Raw genomic sequence first — 15995 nt, forward strand, 5'->3', positions numbered from 1 at the left:
CTGCTAGACTGTTCGTTCATGCGCCGTGAATACGCCGGCCCAACAAGAACATCGTTATGTGCGAAGAGGCAACTGTGGAAACGCTGGTAAAGACGGGCATTCTAGGCTTGGATGAGGTGTTGATGGGCGGGCTCCCGCGCAACAACAACCTGATCGTCGAGGGAGCGCCGGGCTCCGGCAAGACAACGCTGGGACTGGGTTTCATCTATGCGGGCGCGGCCCATTACGGCGAGCCCGGCGCAATTATTTCGTTCGAGCTCGACCCGCAGAAGCTGCTGCGCGACGCCGCCGGCTTCAACTGGCCGATGCAGGAGCTGATCGACGCGGGCACGATCAAGATTATCCAGACCAGCCCGGCGGTCTTGCTGAACGAGTTCCGCACGTCCGACGGCGTTCTGACCAGCGTGCTGCAGGAACTTGGCGCCAAGCGCCTGCTGATCGACGGCCTGACCCCAATCCGCCTGTATGCCGAACGACACGACATTCCCTTCCGCGAAGACGTCCACTTGCTGATCGAGGGCCTGACCCGCCTGGGCGTGACCACCATGGTCACCGCCGAGCAGGACGAAGGGACCAACGGCGTTTATCCGCACGAACGCTTCGTGTTCGACACGATCATTTCGCTGACCCGCGAAGAACAACACCGGCGCGTGCACCGCCGCCTGACCGTGCTCAAGTCGCGCGGCCAGGAATTCATCGGCGGCAGCCACACGATGCGCATCGAAAAGGACGTCGGCATCCACGTCTACCGCCGCGCCCAGTCGCGCCCGGTCACCTCGGACGACCAGCCAACCTCCAGCGAGCGCCTGTCGACCGGGTCCCGGGCCATCGACAGCATGATGGACGGCGGCATCTATCAAGGCTCGGTGACGATGGTCACCGGCATTTCCGGCACCGGCAAGACGGTGTTCGGCGTGCAGTTCCTGACCTCCGCCATCAAGGCCGGCCACAAGACCTTGCTGGTGAGCCTGGACGAGCACCCGCGCCAGCTGATGCGCAACGCCGCTTCGCTGGGCTTCGACATCGCAGGCCAGGTCGAGGCCGGCAACCTGTTCATCCATTACGAGTCGCCGCTCGAGCTCGAACTGGATGTGCACTTCGACCTCATCATCAAGCTGGTCGAAGAGCACGGCATCGACTGCGTGGTGTTCGATTCGGTGGCGGTCTACGAAATGTCCAGCCGCGACGAGGTGGCCGACTACCTGTACGCGCTGGCGACCTTCGTCAAGGACCGCCTGGCGACCATCCTGTTCAATTACGAGAGCCCCGAACTGCTGGGAATCTCGCAGATCAGCGAAGACCTCAAGGGTTCCCACCTGGTCGATAACATCATCCTGCTCAACTACGTCGAAATCTCGACCCAGCTGCGCCGCGCGATCGCCGTGCCGAAAGTGCGCGGCAGCCGCAACCCGCAAGTTACGCGCGAATACGTGATCGGCGAGGGCGGCCTGCTGCTGGTGGACGACGAAGCCGCGGCCGAGGACCCGGGGACAGTGCCGCAGCTGCCGTTCTCGTCCTACTACGGCCTGCTGTCGCGTTCGCCTTCGCGCACCAGCCCGAGCATCGAGGTGGCAGTCGCGCAAGGAAAGGAACTGCCGGATTCGGCCGAATTGCCTGTAGAACCAGCCTCGTGATCCGCGTTCATGCAAACGGCGAAACCGTCATCGACTGGGAAGACTGGTCGGCGCCGTTGCGCCAGTTTGCACACGCGTCGGGGCTGGTGGTATCGGCCTACGATGCCCACGCCAGGCGCCAGATCGGACCGCTGCATTCGTCGCGCACCGCGGCCTTGCTGGCCGGTTCCACCCTGTGGCGCGAAGGCGGCGCCGGCGCCCTGCTGGAACAGGAACTGGCGATCCAGGTGCTGGACCACGGCGCCGCCGTGGCCGCTTCCTTCTGCGATGCCTTGCGCGTTTGCGCGATGCCGCTCACGCGCTTCGGCAAGACCTATGGCGTGGTGGTGTACGGCTGGACGTTGAGCGACTTCAGCTCGCCGATGGCGTGCGACCGCATCGCGCGCCAGGTCGGCCTGCTCGGCCATGCCTTGTGGGGCGAGGTGCGGCTCGAGTCGCCGGTGTCCGACGCCCGCATGGCGGTGCTGACGGCCTTGCTGCGCACCCTGGTCGATTCGTCCGACCGCCACCGCGAGGCAATTGCCGAGGTTAACCGGGTCAACCGCGCCCGCGAACAATTTCTCGCGACCGTGTCGCACGAAATGCGCACGCCGCTGGCGGCGTTGTCGCTGCGCCTCGAGCTGATGCAGCGGACCATGCCGGACCTGCCCGACGCCGCCAAGGCCAGCATCGGCATGATGCGCAAGCACGTGGCCCAGGAAACCCTGATGGTGAACGACCTGATCGACGCCTCGCGCACCCTGACCGGGCAGATGTCGATCGAACGCAAGCCGGTGTCATTGGGACAGGTGCTGCACGACGCGGTATCGACCGTCGAAATCAACGCCCATCACAAGCAGATCACCTTGCAGGTCACGCCGGCCGACTACGCCGAGCGCGTGATCATCGAGGCGGATGGCCAGCGCCTCCAGCAGGTGGTGTGGAACCTGCTGCTCAATGCCGTGAAGTTCACTCCCGAAGGCGGACGCATCGCGCTGAATGTTCGCCAGGAGCCACGGCACGCGGTGATCGACGTCATCGATTCGGGACAGGGCATCGAAGCCCACGACCTGCCGCACGTGTTTGGCGCATTCAACCTGCAGAAACAGGGCAACGACACCGGCCTCGGGCTGGGACTCTACATCGCCAGGCACATCGTCGAACTGCACGGCGGCACCATCACCGTCACCAGCCTTGGGCTCGGCCACGGCGCCACGTTCTCGATCCGCCTGCCGCTGGCCGCCGCGTGACGCGGCCATACCTGTTGCCTCCCTCGTAATTCGTTGTGATCGCGCAAAGCGCGCAACGGCTGAGCCTGCCCGCTTTTTGCGGCCCGGCAAATACACCAATCCTGCCTCATCCAATATGCCAGAGAGCCCGGCGCGTTCCGCGCGGCCTCCTGACGATTGGAGACGGATATGACGATCAACATGACCCCTGTGGCTGCGGCGATCTGCGCGCTGGCCGTAATGAGCGGCGCCCCCGCGCGCGCCGCTCCACCGATGATGGGCGCGCCGACCAGCGTCGACGCGCAGGCGCTGGTCGCCAAGCTGGCTGCGCACCGCTCGCTGCAAGGGCTCGACGCCGACCATGGCTACGTCGTCACCAACCAGCATCCCGGCGTCGAGGGCACCACCGTGGCGCGCGCCAGCCACACCTACAAGGGCGTGCGCGTGTTCGGCTCCGAATCGGTGGTGCTGGTCAACGCGGCCGGACAGATCCTCAACGAATCGGTGTCCGACCGCCGCCTGTTCCTCGGGCGCGGGCCGGCCAACAAGCTGGGCGCCGTCACCGCCAACTTCAGCGTCAGGCCGGCCATCACCCCGCAAGCGGCGATCGCCGTGGCGGTGAAATCGACGGCGCCTCAGGGCAAGCCGCTGGTGGCGCCGACGGCCGAACTGATCGTCTACCCGATCGTCAGGACCGCGCGCGTGCCGGCCGCCCTCAGCAAGCCGGAAGCGGACCTGAATGCCTTCGATGTCGAGGAGGTGGTGGCCGGCTACGCGCTGGCGTACCTGGTGCGCACGCGGATGGTGGTCGGCAACCAGCCGTACTATCACGACAGCGTGGTCGGCGCGCGCGACGGGCGCATCATCAACCAGTGGAGCATGTTGCAGACCACAGCGGCCGGCGTGGGCAACAGCCAGTACAACGGCGTGGTGCCGCTGTCGACCACGCAGCAGGGCGATACCTTCAAGCTGGTCGATCCGCTGCGCGGCAAGGGCGGCCTGCACGGCGGCATGGCCATTACCAACGCCAACCACGGCACCTCGGCCGGCGAACTGTATGCGCACTGGAGCAATACCTGGGGCGACGGCAAGCAGTTCGTCGAGGGCGGCAGCACCACCGGCGCCAACGGCCAGACCGCCGCGGTCAACGCGATGTGGGGGCTGATGAACACCTACGACATGCTGAAGAACACGCTCGGCTGGCAGTCGCTCGACGGCCAGAACAATGCGACCTACATCGCGGTGCACGTGAACACGGCCTACGACAACGCCTACTACAGCGATACCTGCAAATGCATGTTCATCGGCGACGGCTCCAGCTTCAACAACCTGGGCTCGCTCGACGTGGTCGGCCACGAGATGGGCCACGGCGTCACCGCCGCCACCTCCAAGCTGCTGTACTTCGCCGAGTCGGGCGGGCTGAACGAGTCGGCGTCCGATATCAGCGGCGAAATGGTGGAGGCGTATGCGCGCGCCGGCGGCACCGGCGAGGAGATTCCGGCCAGGGGCAACGACTGGATGATGGGTACGGAAATCAGCAAGAGCAACACGCCGCTGCGCTGGATGTTCAAGCCGAGCAAGGACGGCAGCAGCCCGGATGCGTGGAGCAGCAGCCTGAAGCGGATCGACGTCCACTACAGCAGCGGCCCGAACAACCGGATGTTCTTTTTCCTGTCGCAGGGATCGAATGCCGACAAGGGCAGCGAACACTACAGCAAGTACCTGGTGAAAGAGCCGCTCGGGATGACCGGCATCGGCAGCGACAAGGCTTACCGCATCTGGTTCAAGGCGCTGACCACCAAGTTCACGGCGGTCACCAACTACGCCGACGCGCGCAACAAGGTGCTGGCGGCGGCGCAGGAACTGTATGGCATGGACAGCAAGGAAGCCGTCGCCGTGCAGCGTGCCTACGCGGCCATCAACGTCGGCCCGGACGTCAGCGAGTAGGCGCCGCCGCCACCGGCGTGGAAGCGGGAGCCGGCTCGCCCATCAGCGGGTAAGGGTTGACCGGGGCTCCCTTCCACCACTGCTTTTCCGCCGTCAGTTCGAACACCGCGAAGTGCAGGTGCGGGCCGTTCGGATCGGAGTTGCCGGTCACGCCCACGTAACCCACCAGGTCGCCGCGCTTGAGGACATCGCCTTCCTTGATGCCATCGGCGTAGCGGTCCAGGTGCGCGTAGTAATAGGCGTAGGACTCGCTCGGGTCGAACTGGTAGACCGTCAGGCCGCCTTGCTTGCTGTTGAACAGCTTGGCCACTTTCCCGTCAGCCGTGGCGAACACCTTGGCGCCCTTGGGCGCCAAGATGTCGAGCGCCTCGTGGGTCCGCTCGGTTCCGCGCGTCTGGTTGTAGGTGTCGGACAGGTCGGACGCCTTGATCCCTTCGACCGGGATCATCAGCTTTGGCGTCGCGGTGGACGTGACGCCATCGACCTTGGCGATCGCCGGCACTTCCGATGGCGCAGGGCGGATCGGCAGGTCGGCCTCGGTCAGGTCGGGCGGCACGTCAGGCGCGCCCGGCAGCGCCGCTGCCGTTGGGGCAGGCGCCGCCGGTGCGGTGATGGCGGAAGGGACGACGACCGGCGGCGGGGGCGCTTCCGTGCCCACCTTGCGCAAGTAGATGAACAAGGCGATCACGCCCAGCAGGGTGCCACCGATAAACGTCAGGATCCACTTCATTTGTCGTCACTCCACGTAGTTTGGCTTACTCTTGCAATTCGACTGCGGTGCCCGCTGCGACCGACTCGCCCAGAGCAGCGACGCTCCAGTTGGTCAGGCGGATGCAGCCGTGCGACTGGGTCTTGCCGATGGTGCCGGGAACCGGGGTTCCGTGGATGCCGTAATGCTCCTTCGACAGGTCGATCCAGGCCACGCCGACCGGGTTGTTCGGGCCGGGCTGGATCTTGGCCTTCTTGTCGCCCGGCTCCGCATCCCAGAACAGCTTCGGGTTGTAGTGGTAGACCGGATTCTTCGAAATGCCGTTCACTTTCCAGGTGCCGACCGGCAGCGGGTCGTTTTCACTGCCGGTCGAGACCGGATACTGGGCGATGACTTTGCCGGCGGTATCGAACAGGGTCAGGGTGCGGTCGGTCTTGTCGACCACGATCTTGCCGGCCTTCGGCAATGGCGCCAGGCCGGTTACGTTAGGCACGACGATCTGCTCGCCGGCGCGGAACTCCTTGCCCGGGTTCAGGCGCGCCAGCAGTTTCGGGCTGGCGTGGAATTTTTCCCCGATGGCTTCGGCGGCGCTGGCAAACCCGAGGGTGGTCAGCTTGGCCTTGTCGGCCATTTCTTCCGGAATCGCCTGGAACGGGCCGGCGACATCGGCGTCGGTCAGCGTGTAGTTGACCAGCGCGGGCGCCGTGTCGGTGTTGAGCGCATCCCAGGTCCTGGTGTCGATCATGCCGGTAGGCTGCAGGCCGCGGGCGCGCTGGAAGCCCGACAGCGCCTGGCGCATGTTGGAGCCGTAGGCGCCGTCGATTTCACCGGACGAGAACTGTGCACGGTCGAGCAGGACCTGTGCGCGCAGCATGACCGCTGTGGGTTGCTTTGCCTTGCTGGCCAGCTTGCCGGCGGAATTGACCGCTTCCACCGTCAGGCCGGGAGCAGGCGCGGCAGGGGCTGCGTACGAAGTGGACAGTGCTGCCGCGCTGGCGATGGCGGCGGCGATGTGTGCAAATTTATTCATGGGGCTCCTTAACTCAATATGATGCGATGAGACAAGAGTAGTGCCACGAGAACATCAGGGTCTGTGCGGTAGCGTACTCATCGTTGGAATCCCATATGTCTTAGCGTTCGAGGGCCGCGCGGATCACCGGCAACACGAGTTTCCATGCCGGCGAGGTGGCCGCGACTTCGTCGTAGTGGCTGGCGCCCGGCAGGATCAGCACCTCGGCCTGGTCGCCGGCCTTGCGCGCGCGCGCCGCGTAATCGTGCGCGGCGCGCGGCGGCGAGATCGTGTCGAGCTCGCCGGTGACGAGCACCGTGCGGCTGCCGTTCGGCATCAGCTCGGCGGCATTGGTGTCGACGAACACATCGGGACGGGCGGCGCTTGGCAGGCCTGCCAGTTCGACGGTGTCGCGCCCGCAGCTCGACTTGATCAGGTCCTTCTCGTTGCGCAGGTCGGCCAGGCCGCCCAGGCTGATGATCTCGCGCACCGGCAGCGGGTTCGGATGGAACAGCGGACTCGATGCCGGAATCCGGCCGCGCCCGGCAATCCACTGCACCAGCTGGCCGCCGGCCGAGTGGCCCATGGCGACGATGCGGCTGGTGTCGAGCTGGTACTTGCCTGCCTCGGCGTCCAGCTTGTCGAGCGCCGCGTTCATGTCCTGGTAGGTGCCGGGATAGCCGCCGCCTTCTTCATCGGAGCGGCGGTATTCGACATTCCACACCGCGATCCCTTCGGCCGCCAGCGCGCCGGCCACGTTGCGCATCTGCTCGATGCCGCCGAACTTGATCGTCCAGCAGCCGCCATGCACCAGCACCGCCACCGGGAACGGTCCCTTGCCCTCGGGCCGGAACAGCTCGGCGAACTGCGACGGCGCGCTGCCGTAGGCGATGCGCGCCGTCGGCGCCGGGCCGGACAACTTCAGGTAGTCGTCCAGGGTCATCGGGGCGGCGACGGCCGCGCTGGAGAACAGGAGGGCGGGAAGCAGGGCGCGCAGGCGGTCGGTCATCGGGCTTTTCCAGGTTTTGAAAGGTGCTGAACTATACCCAGATTCGTGGCAAAAGTGAAAGCCGCGGCATGCCGTGGCAAGGCCGCGCACGATTGGATGGGGCGTACCGACCGTTCAGATCTTCCATGCTAAGGTGACAAAAACGTGCCTGCAGTGCGGCGCGGTTTCAATTTTCAGTCACTTGCAACGAGGAGTGCATCATGACCCAGAATAAATCGGACACCCAGAACAAGCAATCGGCCCATGAGTCGGAAGCGGATGCAGCGACGAAGCAGGCCGGCGTCACCGACAAGAGCAGCCATGACCACATGAGCCGCGAAAAGGCCGGCAAGAACGAAGGCGCCGGCGGCGGCGCCAAGCAGAAGCACAACCACAAGTAGTCACAAGGGCAGGTCGAGCTGGGCCGCCCGGTGCGGCCCCTCGCTGGCCGACCGCCCAAGCTCGCGGCTGACCGCATGCCATTCGAACTCATCCGGACCAAGCGCCACCGAGCGCACCAGTCGCTCGGCCGCATCGGCCGACAGGACGGGGTCGAGCCACAGCCTGGCGTCCGCGGCCGACAGCACCACCGGGCGGCGGTCGTGCACATCGACCATGCCGCCTTCGGCGTCCGCGGTGACGATCACGAAGCCGGTCTCGCAGGCATTTTCGCGGCACGGCCCGGTAGCGGCGATCGCCGCCAGGAACAGCGGCGCGCGCGACTTCAGGTGGATATGCCAGGGCTGTTTGTTGCCCTTTTCGCCGGTCCACTCGTACCAGCCGTCGGCAGGGATGATGGCGCGGCCGGTGCGCACCAGCGGCGACCAGTAGCGGTTCGCAATTTTCTCGATGCGCGCGTTGATCGCGATCGGCACCTTGCCGACCGCCCACGAGGCGCGGTAGCCCCAGAACCAGTCGTCGATGACGAGCTGGTCGTCGACGATGCGCATCAAGGGACGGTAAGTGCCCGGCGACGCGTTATCGCTGGGCGCCGCCTGGCTGGCCGCGAACGGGTTCGATTGCGGCCATTGCATGGCGGCGAGGTATTCACTGGCGCTGTGGCTTTGGTCGAGGCGTCCGCACATGCGGGATCCGTTTGCAAGAAGTCGGTAAGGCGAAACGATACCCGAAAACCGCGCGTGGGAAAACCGCGCGCGGTTTTCGGGACAGACTCGATGTTGATTTTCGATAAGAACGTGGCTGCGCGCTTTGCTACGATTCTTCTTCCCTTGAAAGGCAGACCATGAGCGAGACTTTCGCGCAGCATGCGCATTCGACACCCGATCCGGACGCCCCGCCGGAGCCGAAGCCAACCCCGGTGCCGGACGATGTCCCGGCGCCGACCAATGCGCCGGTCGAGGAGCCCAGGTTCCCCGAGCCGCCGATCAAGGCAGGCTGATACGGGAGCGCGTTCAGCCGCGCTGCTGCGCGGTGCCGCCGTCTTTCGGCGCGTCGGCATCGCCGCCCGGGCCTGAAGGCGGCAGCGGCGGGATCTGGCGGATCATTTCTTCGGTTTCGGCGTGGCCCGGCGATTTTTCACCGCTGCCGATATCGGCTTCCTCGGTCATCGGGCGTGCGGCGGCGGGATCGGATGTTGGCGTGCTGGCGTTCATGGGGACTCCGGTGCAAGTGTTGTATTTGAGTCCATCGTAGCAGCCGCGACCCGGGTCCGGCGCGCAGTAGGGCCGCGTGCAATTGTGTTGCTTCTGGGCTATAAATATTGTTATTTGTGTTCGGCGTCACACGGGAATTTCCCGGCCCATTTTTATAATGAATCATCATTCATTCATAGTGCTGGGGGAGAATATGATGGGCAATTCCTTACACAACAAGATCTACCTCGGGCGCACCTCAGTGCTCGGATCGGCGCGCTGGCGCGCGGCGCTCGTGCTGGGCGCATTCTTCGGCGTCGGCTTCGCATGGCTGGCGCTGCGGGCCCTGCGCTAGCCGCCGGCGCCGTTTCGGCTTGCCGCGCACCCGCTGCGCGGTTACCATGTGGGCCGCCTGGCTTACTTGGATATTGCTGCAATGAAGAATGAAAAACTGACCACCGACGAATACGACGCGCTCGACTTTATCCGCCGCGGCGCCTCGCATGACCGGGTCAATGCCTGCGTCGGGCGTAACGCCAAGCGCCTGTCGGGCATCAAGCTGATCAAGTATGAGCGCCACGGCGGCAAGGTGCAGCTGACCGAGAAGGGCGAGGAAGTGCTGTTCCTGCGCCGCTGCGTCGAGACCTTGCGCGCGCTGGCCGCCGATCCGGCCGCTGCCGTCGATGGCGATGTCCAGCTGTTTCTCGGCAAAAAATCGCACATCGCGCCGCGCGAAGAAGGCGGCTTCACGCTGACCGACAAGGGCCGCGAATCGCTGGCCGACATCGACGCCCAGGCTTGAACGCCTCGGCGGATAGAAAACCCCCCCGACAAAAAAAGACGCCGGGACCTGCTCCTTGTCGGAGCCGGTCCCGGCGTCTTTCTTCCTAAGCCGGTTTTAGTGCTTGCGCTTGACCGGGTAGGCCAGGGCGCGGATCGCTACCTCGGGCGGGACATTCATCGCCGACAGGAATTCTGCCGCCTTCTGAAGCCCCAGCGTCGGTATTGCCGCTATTGCCTGGTTCACTACGTCGCGGGTGCGAAAATCAGTACGGATATGCGCGCCGACTTCTTCAGCCACGCCGTTACTGTTCATCTCTGAGCTCATGTCGTTCCGTTTTGGTCTTGCTCGCGTTGCACTTCGGCGTCAGCCTCCGTGACATGGCGTGATTGTACGCAAACGATGTCGATGTGACCACAATAATATTAACTAAATAAAGCGTTTTCCCCGTTTATTTTAGTTCGCTCCCGCCGTCAGCAGAATTTTGTCATCCGCCAGCTGATTGTGCTCGCGCAAAAGGAGTTCAAATTCCAGCGCGGGCAGCGGACGGCTGACGTAATAACCCTGCATTTCGTCGCAGCCGTGGCGGCGCAGGTAGTCGAGTTGTTCTTCGGTTTCGACCCCTTCGGCGATCACCGACAGCTTCAGGTTATGCGCCAGGTTGATGATCGACGCGACCAGCGCGGCGTCGCTGGCGTCGCGCGTGATGTTGGTGACGAACGAGCGGTCGATCTTCAGCACGTCGATCGGGAAGCGCGACAGGTAGGACAGGCTGGAGTAGCCGGTGCCGAAATCGTCGATCGACAGGTTGACGCCGATCGCCTTCATATTGTGCAGCAGTTCGACCGCCAAGGTCACGTCGCTCATGAACAGGCTTTCGGTCAGTTCGATTTCCAGGCAGTTGGCATCGAGCCCGCTTTCGTCCAGCACCGCGCTGATGTTGTCGAGCAGGTCAGGCGAGCCGAACTGGCGCGCCGACAGGTTCACGGCGACCCGCAGGTGGCCCATGCCGGCATCCTGCCAGGCGCGGTTCTGCAGGCAGGCGGTGCGCATCACCCAGGCGCCGATCGGGACGATCAGGCCGATGTCCTCGGCCACGCTGATGAAGCGCATCGGCGGCACCATGCCCAGCTCCGGGTGCTGCCAGCGGATCAGCGCCTCCATGCCGACGATCTTGCCGCTGGCCAGGTCGACCTGCGGCTGGTAGTGCAGCACGAATTCGTCGCGCTCGAGCGCCTTGCGCAGCGCGCTCTCGATGCGCACGCGCTCCTGCGCCTCGTCGTTCATGGCCGGCGTGTAGAACTGGAAGTTGTTGCGGCCGAGCTTCTTGGCGCTGTACATCGCGATGTCGGCGTGCTCGATCAGGCTGTCGGCCAGCGCGCCGGCGGTCGGGTAGACCGCCACGCCGATACTGCAGGTCACCGAATACTCCTTGGTGCCGAGCAGGACCGGCTGGGCCACGGAGTCCATCAATTGCTGCACCAGTTGCGGGCCGAGCCGCTGGCCGGGGTGCTGGCTCATGATGACGACGAACTCGTCGCCGGACAGGCGCGCCACGGTGTCGTCGTCGTGCAGCGCCGAGCGCAGGCGCGCGGCGATCGTCATCAGGAGCACGTCGCCAGCCTTGTGGCCCATGCTGTCGTTGACATACTTGAAGCGGTCGAGGTCGATCAGCAAGACCCACAGCGGCTCGCCGCTGCGTTCGGAGTCGCCGATCGCCACGCCCAGGCGGTCCTGCAGCAGGCTGCGGCTTGGCAGCCCGGTCAGGACGTCATGCTGGGCGATGTGGTGGATGCGCTGTTCGCTGACCGAGCGCGCGAGGGCGTCCTCGGCGATGCACTGGTTGGCGCGCGCGAGTTCGGCGCTGCGCAGGTCGAGCTGTTGCTGCAGGCGGTTGGCGCGCTGCGCCAGCACCCGGATCGTCGCGACGGCGCCGGCGGCAAGCGCGATCGCCACCCACAGCAGGATCAGCGAAACCTGGCCGGCGTCCGGCAAACCGGCGGCGGCAAGCGGCGTCGCGGCGGTGGCGGCTTTGGCAGCGAAGGCCGGGACCGCTACGGCAGCGAACGAAAATGGCAGGCGGCGACGCAGCAAATCCTGTTTCCTAAGGTGCGAAAGGGACGAGTCCGTCCGGGTTGTCATCAGCGTGCATCAGTGTGTCACAGAAACAGTGCTCATCGCAAACTTTATTGTTGGGCGATTACTTCAAATGTGCGCAAGGAAACGAACCACGGCGCGCGCCAGCAGGCGGTTCAGCCAGCCGGCGCCCAGCCCGTCCCGGCGCGCCACCAGGCGCTGGACGGTCAGCGCGCGCGGCGCCGCGCCGCCGAGTGGCGCCTTGACCGCAAACAGGATGCGGTTGTTGCCCGCGACCTTGTCGAAGCGGCACACGCGGTCGTCGAACATCAGGCGCAGCCGTTCGAACATGGCGCGGTAGTGCGGGTCGTAGCTGAACATATTGGCGGCCATCACGCCGCCGTCGCGCAGCGCGCGCCGGCAGTCGCCGTAGAAGCGCGCGCTGCCCAGCACCGGCGGCAGGCCGCCGGCGTCGAACCCGTCCACCACCAGCACGTCGACGGTGGCCGGCATGCAGGCCAGGTAGCTGGCGGCGTCGGCGTGCACCACCTCGAAGCGGGCGTCGTCGGCCGGCACGTGGAACTGTTCGCGCAGGGCGATCACGTCGGCACGCAGTTCGACCACCGTGATGCGGGCCTGCGGGAAATGGCGGTAGCAGAACTTGGCCAGCGATCCGCCGCCCAGCCCGACCATCAGGATGTGGCGCGGGCGCGGCACGAACAAGGCGAAGCACATGATCGCGCGGCAGTAGGCCAGCACCAGGGCGTCCGGATCGGACAGCCGCATCTCGCTTTGCACCTCGCCGGGGGCGAATTCGAGGGTGCGGCGGTCGCCGCGGGTAGCGACGATGGGCGTGGCGGCGTCGAGCGGATATTCCGGTGGCTGCATGGCAAAGGATACCTTGTTGATAAGCATTGGTTTCTGATAAGCTCTGCGGGCAGCCACTCGGAGACGCCATGTTCTTAGATCATCCTACCATTACCGCGACCAACAGCATGACCGAACCGGACCGCATCGAGCGGCTGACGCGCGTGTACGGTTATGTCATGGCGCTGGCCGACGCCGGCGGGAATGCGGAATTTGTGGAGAAGTTCACCCAGCTGCATGACCACAAGGGCACCCTGATCGTGTTCTGGAACCTGGCCCCGAGCGATGCCGAGCGCGATTACTTCGCCCAGGCCTGGGCCAGCAAGATCGGCGACGGCAGCACCAGCGTCGAACACGAAATCTGACCCAGGCCGGCGCCGATGGACATCACCACGATGGTCTTCGTGCTCGCGCTGGGCAACCTGGCCCTGTGCGCGGCACTCTTCTTCTTCGAATTCGGCAGCCGCAAGGCGCCGTCGCTGTCGACCTGGGCGATCTCGCGCCAGTGCCAGGCAGCCGGCTGGCTGCTGCTGTACTTCCGCGGCAGCGGCGTCGCCCCCGACCTGGTGTCGATCCCGATCGGCTACGGCCTGCTGTTCGCCGGCGTCGCGCTGGAGGCGGGCAGCCTGTGGGAAGTGGCCGGCCGCCCGCGCTGGCGCCGCTATGTCTATCCGCTGCTGGGCGCATCGATCGCCGCCTTCCTGGCGTGCTACGCGATCGACCAGATCGGGCTGCGCGTGGTGGCCAGCTCGCTGATCCTGGGCGGCTTCTACCTGCTCGGCGCGGCCGCGCTGGCGCTGGGCTGGCGCAACGGCAGCATGCTGCGCCGCTTCCTGGTCGTCTCACTGGCGCTGCTGTCGCTGCTGGTGGCGGCGCGCGCCATCCTGGCGCTGACCATGCCGGGAGGCTGGGGCTGGATCAGCAATGCGCTGGTGCAGGCGCTGTCCTCGGGCGCGTTCGTGCTGCTGATGCTGCTGACGGCGTTCGGCTACCTGCTGCTGTCGCGCGAACAGCTGCAGCAGGAACTCGAGCGGCTCGAAATGACCGATCCGCTCACCGATGCGCCCAACCGGCGCGGCTTCTTCAACCTGCTGGCGCCATGGATGGCGCTGGCGCGCCGTCCCGGCCAGCCCACCGCGGTGGTGCTGCTCGACCTCGATCAGTTCAAGCGCATCAACGACGGCTACGGCCATCCGGCCGGCGACGTGGTGCTGCGCACCATGGTCGATACCTGCAAGCGCCAGCTGCGCGACAGCGACATCCTCGGCCGCATGGCCGGCGTCGAATTCGCGCTGCTGCTGCCGCGCACCGACCTGCTCGACGCGCTGCTGGTGTCCGAACGGATCCGCCGCGCGATCGAAGCCACGCCGGTCAAGACCGAGCGCGCGATAATCAAGATGACGGCCAGCTTCGGCGTCACCACCATCCGCCCCGAAGACACCACGGTCAGCCTGTTCCAGCGCGCCGACGAAGCGCTGCGCGCGGCCAAGCAGGGCGGCCGCAACAAGGTGGTGCAGGCCGTTACGCCGGTCGTGCCGGAAGCCTGGGTGCCGCCGGCGTCATAAGGGCGTCACATTGCCCGGCTATCGTGTTACGATTTTCACGGCCCGGTGCCCTTGATGACAATAAGCGAAACAGAGGCTCGCATGTATGCTGCCGTTGATTTGGGTTCCAACAGTTTTCGCCTGTCGATCGGCAGGCATGACGGCGAGACCATCCGCGTGCTCAAAAGCGTGCGCGAGCCGATCCGCCTTGCCGCGGGCCTCGATGCCAGCGGCGACCTGACCGAAGCGGCGAAGCAGGCGGCGCTTGCCTGCCTGGCCAATTTCCGCGTCGCGCTGGCGGCCTACCGCTTCGACGCGGTGCGCGTGGTGGCCACCTCCGCGATGCGCGTGGCGCGCAACGGCCAGGCGTTTTTACCCGAACTTGAACAGGCCATCGGCCACCCGATCGAGATCATCTCAGGCGAGGAAGAAGGGCGCCTGATCTATATGGGCGTGGCCAGTTCGCTGTCGGCGCCGAAGGAGCGGCGCCTGGTGGTCGACATCGGCGGCGGCTCCACGGAACTGATCCTCGGGCGCGGCCTCGACATCGAGCGGGTCGAATCGTTCAGCGTCGGCACCGTCAAACAGAGCCTGTCGTTCTTCGCCGGCGGGCGCATCGACGCGGTCTCGTTCGAGCACGCGATCCTGTCGGCGCGCAGCCACTTCGAGGACGCCGCGCCGCCTTACCATCCGCATAACTGGAGCCAGGCCTACGGCTCGTCGGGCACAGTCCGCACGATCGCCGACGTCATCGCAAAGAACGAACTGGGCGACGGCCGGCTGACGCCGGCCGGCCTGGACGCGCTTAAAAAACGTTTCATCGAATTCGGCGACGTGTCGCGCATCGACATGCCCGGCCTGCGCGCGGACCGCGCCGGCACCATCATCGGCGGGCTGGCGATCCTGATCGCGCTGGTGGCGGAGCTGGGCATCGCCGAACTGGTGCCGGTCGAGGCGGGCCTGCGCATGGGCGTGATGTGGGACCTGTACCTGCGCTCGACGCAGCGCGACCGCCGCGACGAATCGGTGCGCATGCTGGCCACCCGTTTCCACGTCGACGAAGAGCGCGCGGCCCGCGTCGCGCAAGCGGCGGCGATGTTTTACACGCAGCTCAAGCCGGCCGATGACAGCCTCGCACGGCTGCTGTACTGGAGCGCGTGGATGCATGAAGTGGGCATGGTCGTGTCGCAGACCGGGGCCCACAAGCACGCCGCCTATATGGTCGAAAACGCCGACCTGCCTGGCTTCACGGCGGGCGAGCAGAAAACCATGAGCCGCCTGATCCTGGCGCAGAAGGGCAACCTGCGCAAGCTGGGCGGCGCGCAGTCGGCGCCTGATTTCGCCAAGGCGGTGCTGGCGCTGCGCTTCGCCATCCTGCTGATGCACGCGCGGATCGAACTGGCGCCCGGCCAGCTGCGCCTGCGCATGAAGAACCGCATCGACATCGAGGCCAGCCGCGATTTGCTCGCGGAACATCCAACCATCAGTTACTGGATAGAGAAAGAGCAGGAGTGGTGGGACGAAGTCGGGATCGATCTCGCCGTCAAACCGGTCCAGGCCATTCAGTAATACTGTTTCCGCGCGATTGTCTCGCACGGCCGACACTGCCTGTTTCAATTAATGATACAGGTCAAGTTTTC

18 protein-coding genes are annotated in these 15995 nt (G+C 65.6%); 10 read left to right on the top strand and 8 right to left on the bottom strand.

The window, feature by feature from the left end; genetic code table 11:
* The first annotated feature begins 56 nt into the window (after window positions 1–56).
* From HHL21_RS12420 to HHL21_RS12430, 3 genes are all read left to right on the top strand, one after another.
* Window positions 57–1634: an ATPase domain-containing protein gene (locus HHL21_RS12420; RefSeq protein WP_267874075.1), complete on the top strand. Its 1578-nt coding sequence runs from the start codon at window positions 57–59 to the stop codon at window positions 1632–1634.
* The gene (locus tag HHL21_RS22165; RefSeq protein WP_169466239.1) at window positions 1631–2863 is read left to right on the top strand and encodes a sensor histidine kinase; all 1233 of its coding nucleotides are present in this window, start codon (window positions 1631–1633) and stop codon (window positions 2861–2863) included. Before HHL21_RS12420 ends, HHL21_RS22165 begins: the two co-directional genes overlap by 4 nt.
* A gap of 168 nt (window positions 2864–3031) precedes the next feature.
* Window positions 3032–4789, top strand: coding sequence for a M4 family metallopeptidase (locus tag HHL21_RS12430; RefSeq protein ID WP_169466241.1), 1758 nt, complete (start codon window positions 3032–3034; stop codon window positions 4787–4789).
* Here HHL21_RS12430 and HHL21_RS12435 read toward each other — a convergent pair.
* From HHL21_RS12435 to HHL21_RS12445, 3 genes are all read right to left on the bottom strand, one after another.
* A complete protein-coding gene (locus tag HHL21_RS12435; protein WP_169466243.1) occupies window positions 4779–5519 on the bottom strand; it encodes a M23 family metallopeptidase in 741 nt (246 codons plus the stop codon). The two genes, HHL21_RS12430 and HHL21_RS12435, sit on opposite strands and share 11 nt — an antisense overlap.
* A gap of 25 nt (window positions 5520–5544) precedes the next feature.
* Window positions 5545–6528, bottom strand: coding sequence for a L,D-transpeptidase family protein (locus HHL21_RS12440; protein ID WP_169466245.1), 984 nt, complete (start codon window positions 6526–6528; stop codon window positions 5545–5547).
* Window positions 6529–6628: 100 nt separating this feature from the next.
* The gene (locus HHL21_RS12445; protein WP_229496358.1) at window positions 6629–7516 is read right to left on the bottom strand and encodes an alpha/beta hydrolase; all 888 of its coding nucleotides are present in this window, start codon (window positions 7514–7516) and stop codon (window positions 6629–6631) included.
* Between the two features lie 200 nt (window positions 7517–7716).
* Here HHL21_RS12445 and HHL21_RS12450 point away from each other — a divergent pair, with 200 nt between their 5' ends.
* Entirely contained in the window at window positions 7717–7896 is a 180-nt protein-coding gene (locus HHL21_RS12450) for a hypothetical protein (RefSeq protein ID WP_169466247.1), read from the top strand.
* Here HHL21_RS12450 and HHL21_RS12455 read toward each other — a convergent pair whose 3' ends face one another.
* Window positions 7897–8580, bottom strand: a complete 684-nt coding sequence (locus tag HHL21_RS12455) for an SOS response-associated peptidase family protein (protein ID WP_169466249.1) — start codon at window positions 8578–8580, stop codon at window positions 7897–7899.
* A 158-nt stretch (window positions 8581–8738) separates the two neighbouring features.
* Here HHL21_RS12455 and HHL21_RS12460 point away from each other — a divergent pair, with 158 nt between their 5' ends.
* Window positions 8739–8894: a hypothetical protein gene (locus HHL21_RS12460; RefSeq protein WP_169466251.1), complete on the top strand. Its 156-nt coding sequence runs from the start codon at window positions 8739–8741 to the stop codon at window positions 8892–8894.
* Between the two features lie 13 nt (window positions 8895–8907).
* On the opposite strand, the gene HHL21_RS12465 is transcribed toward HHL21_RS12460, so the two are convergent.
* Window positions 8908–9108 carry a hypothetical protein gene (locus tag HHL21_RS12465; protein ID WP_169465846.1) on the bottom strand — a complete coding sequence of 67 codons (201 nt, stop codon included), beginning with the start codon at window positions 9106–9108 and terminating at the stop codon, window positions 8908–8910.
* Between the two features lie 196 nt (window positions 9109–9304).
* On the opposite strand from HHL21_RS12465, the gene HHL21_RS12470 reads away from it, so the two are divergent.
* Window positions 9305–9442 carry a hypothetical protein gene (locus HHL21_RS12470; protein ID WP_169466253.1) on the top strand — a complete coding sequence of 46 codons (138 nt, stop codon included), beginning with the start codon at window positions 9305–9307 and terminating at the stop codon, window positions 9440–9442.
* Between the two features lie 81 nt (window positions 9443–9523).
* The gene (locus tag HHL21_RS12475; protein ID WP_169466255.1) at window positions 9524–9889 is read left to right on the top strand and encodes a hypothetical protein; all 366 of its coding nucleotides are present in this window, start codon (window positions 9524–9526) and stop codon (window positions 9887–9889) included.
* Between the two features lie 96 nt (window positions 9890–9985).
* Here the strand turns inward: HHL21_RS12475 and HHL21_RS12480 are convergent, their stop codons facing one another.
* From HHL21_RS12480 to HHL21_RS12490, 3 genes are all read right to left on the bottom strand, one after another.
* Complete coding sequence (locus HHL21_RS12480; protein WP_169466257.1) at window positions 9986–10195, bottom strand: hypothetical protein; 210 nt, start codon at window positions 10193–10195, stop codon at window positions 9986–9988.
* 129 nt (window positions 10196–10324) lie between these two features.
* Complete coding sequence (locus tag HHL21_RS12485) at window positions 10325–11962, bottom strand: putative bifunctional diguanylate cyclase/phosphodiesterase (RefSeq protein WP_370659716.1); 1638 nt, start codon at window positions 11960–11962, stop codon at window positions 10325–10327.
* Window positions 11963–12073: 111 nt separating this feature from the next.
* Window positions 12074–12832: a spermine/spermidine synthase domain-containing protein gene (locus tag HHL21_RS12490; RefSeq protein WP_169466261.1), complete on the bottom strand. Its 759-nt coding sequence runs from the start codon at window positions 12830–12832 to the stop codon at window positions 12074–12076.
* Window positions 12833–12900: 68 nt separating this feature from the next.
* On the opposite strand from HHL21_RS12490, the gene HHL21_RS12495 reads away from it, so the two are divergent.
* From HHL21_RS12495 to HHL21_RS12505, 3 genes are all read left to right on the top strand, one after another.
* A complete protein-coding gene (locus tag HHL21_RS12495; protein ID WP_169466263.1) occupies window positions 12901–13176 on the top strand; it encodes a hypothetical protein in 276 nt (91 codons plus the stop codon).
* A gap of 15 nt (window positions 13177–13191) precedes the next feature.
* On the top strand, window positions 13192–14376 hold the full coding sequence (locus HHL21_RS12500) for a GGDEF domain-containing protein (protein WP_169466265.1): 1185 nt from the start codon (window positions 13192–13194) through the stop codon (window positions 14374–14376).
* A gap of 81 nt (window positions 14377–14457) precedes the next feature.
* Window positions 14458–15924 (top strand): Ppx/GppA phosphatase family protein, encoded by a 1467-nt coding sequence (locus HHL21_RS12505; protein ID WP_169466267.1) that lies wholly within the window; start codon window positions 14458–14460, stop codon window positions 15922–15924.
* Window positions 15925–15995: the final 71 nt, after the last annotated feature.

The sequence above is a fragment of the Massilia polaris genome, from assembly GCF_012927275.1.
GTDB lineage: Bacteria > Pseudomonadota > Gammaproteobacteria > Burkholderiales > Burkholderiaceae_D > Telluria_A > Telluria_A polaris.

What these genes read in the sequence shown, in the direction of transcription:
- HHL21_RS12445 (WP_229496358.1), bottom strand. Translation starts at nt 7,516, where the DNA reads ATGACCGACCGCCTGCGCGCCCTGCTTCCCGCCCTCCTGTTCTCCAGC.
- HHL21_RS12435 (WP_169466243.1), bottom strand. Translation starts at nt 5,519, where the DNA reads ATGAAGTGGATCCTGACGTTTATCGGTGGCACCCTGCTGGGCGTGATC.
- HHL21_RS12505 (WP_169466267.1), top strand. Translation starts at nt 14,458, where the DNA reads ATGTATGCTGCCGTTGATTTGGGTTCCAACAGTTTTCGCCTGTCGATC.
- HHL21_RS12440 (WP_169466245.1), bottom strand. Translation starts at nt 6,528, where the DNA reads ATGAATAAATTTGCACACATCGCCGCCGCCATCGCCAGCGCGGCAGCA.
- HHL21_RS12495 (WP_169466263.1), top strand. Translation starts at nt 12,901, where the DNA reads ATGTTCTTAGATCATCCTACCATTACCGCGACCAACAGCATGACCGAA.
- HHL21_RS12430 (WP_169466241.1), top strand. Translation starts at nt 3,032, where the DNA reads ATGACGATCAACATGACCCCTGTGGCTGCGGCGATCTGCGCGCTGGCC.
- HHL21_RS12470 (WP_169466253.1), top strand. Translation starts at nt 9,305, where the DNA reads ATGGGCAATTCCTTACACAACAAGATCTACCTCGGGCGCACCTCAGTG.
- HHL21_RS12460 (WP_169466251.1), top strand. Translation starts at nt 8,739, where the DNA reads ATGAGCGAGACTTTCGCGCAGCATGCGCATTCGACACCCGATCCGGAC.
- HHL21_RS12465 (WP_169465846.1), bottom strand. Translation starts at nt 9,108, where the DNA reads ATGAACGCCAGCACGCCAACATCCGATCCCGCCGCCGCACGCCCGATG.
- HHL21_RS12475 (WP_169466255.1), top strand. Translation starts at nt 9,524, where the DNA reads ATGAAGAATGAAAAACTGACCACCGACGAATACGACGCGCTCGACTTT.
- HHL21_RS12500 (WP_169466265.1), top strand. Translation starts at nt 13,192, where the DNA reads ATGGACATCACCACGATGGTCTTCGTGCTCGCGCTGGGCAACCTGGCC.
- HHL21_RS12450 (WP_169466247.1), top strand. Translation starts at nt 7,717, where the DNA reads ATGACCCAGAATAAATCGGACACCCAGAACAAGCAATCGGCCCATGAG.
- HHL21_RS12420 (WP_267874075.1), top strand. Translation starts at nt 57, where the DNA reads ATGTGCGAAGAGGCAACTGTGGAAACGCTGGTAAAGACGGGCATTCTA.
- HHL21_RS12480 (WP_169466257.1), bottom strand. Translation starts at nt 10,195, where the DNA reads ATGAGCTCAGAGATGAACAGTAACGGCGTGGCTGAAGAAGTCGGCGCG.
- HHL21_RS12490 (WP_169466261.1), bottom strand. Translation starts at nt 12,832, where the DNA reads ATGCAGCCACCGGAATATCCGCTCGACGCCGCCACGCCCATCGTCGCT.
- HHL21_RS12455 (WP_169466249.1), bottom strand. Translation starts at nt 8,580, where the DNA reads ATGTGCGGACGCCTCGACCAAAGCCACAGCGCCAGTGAATACCTCGCC.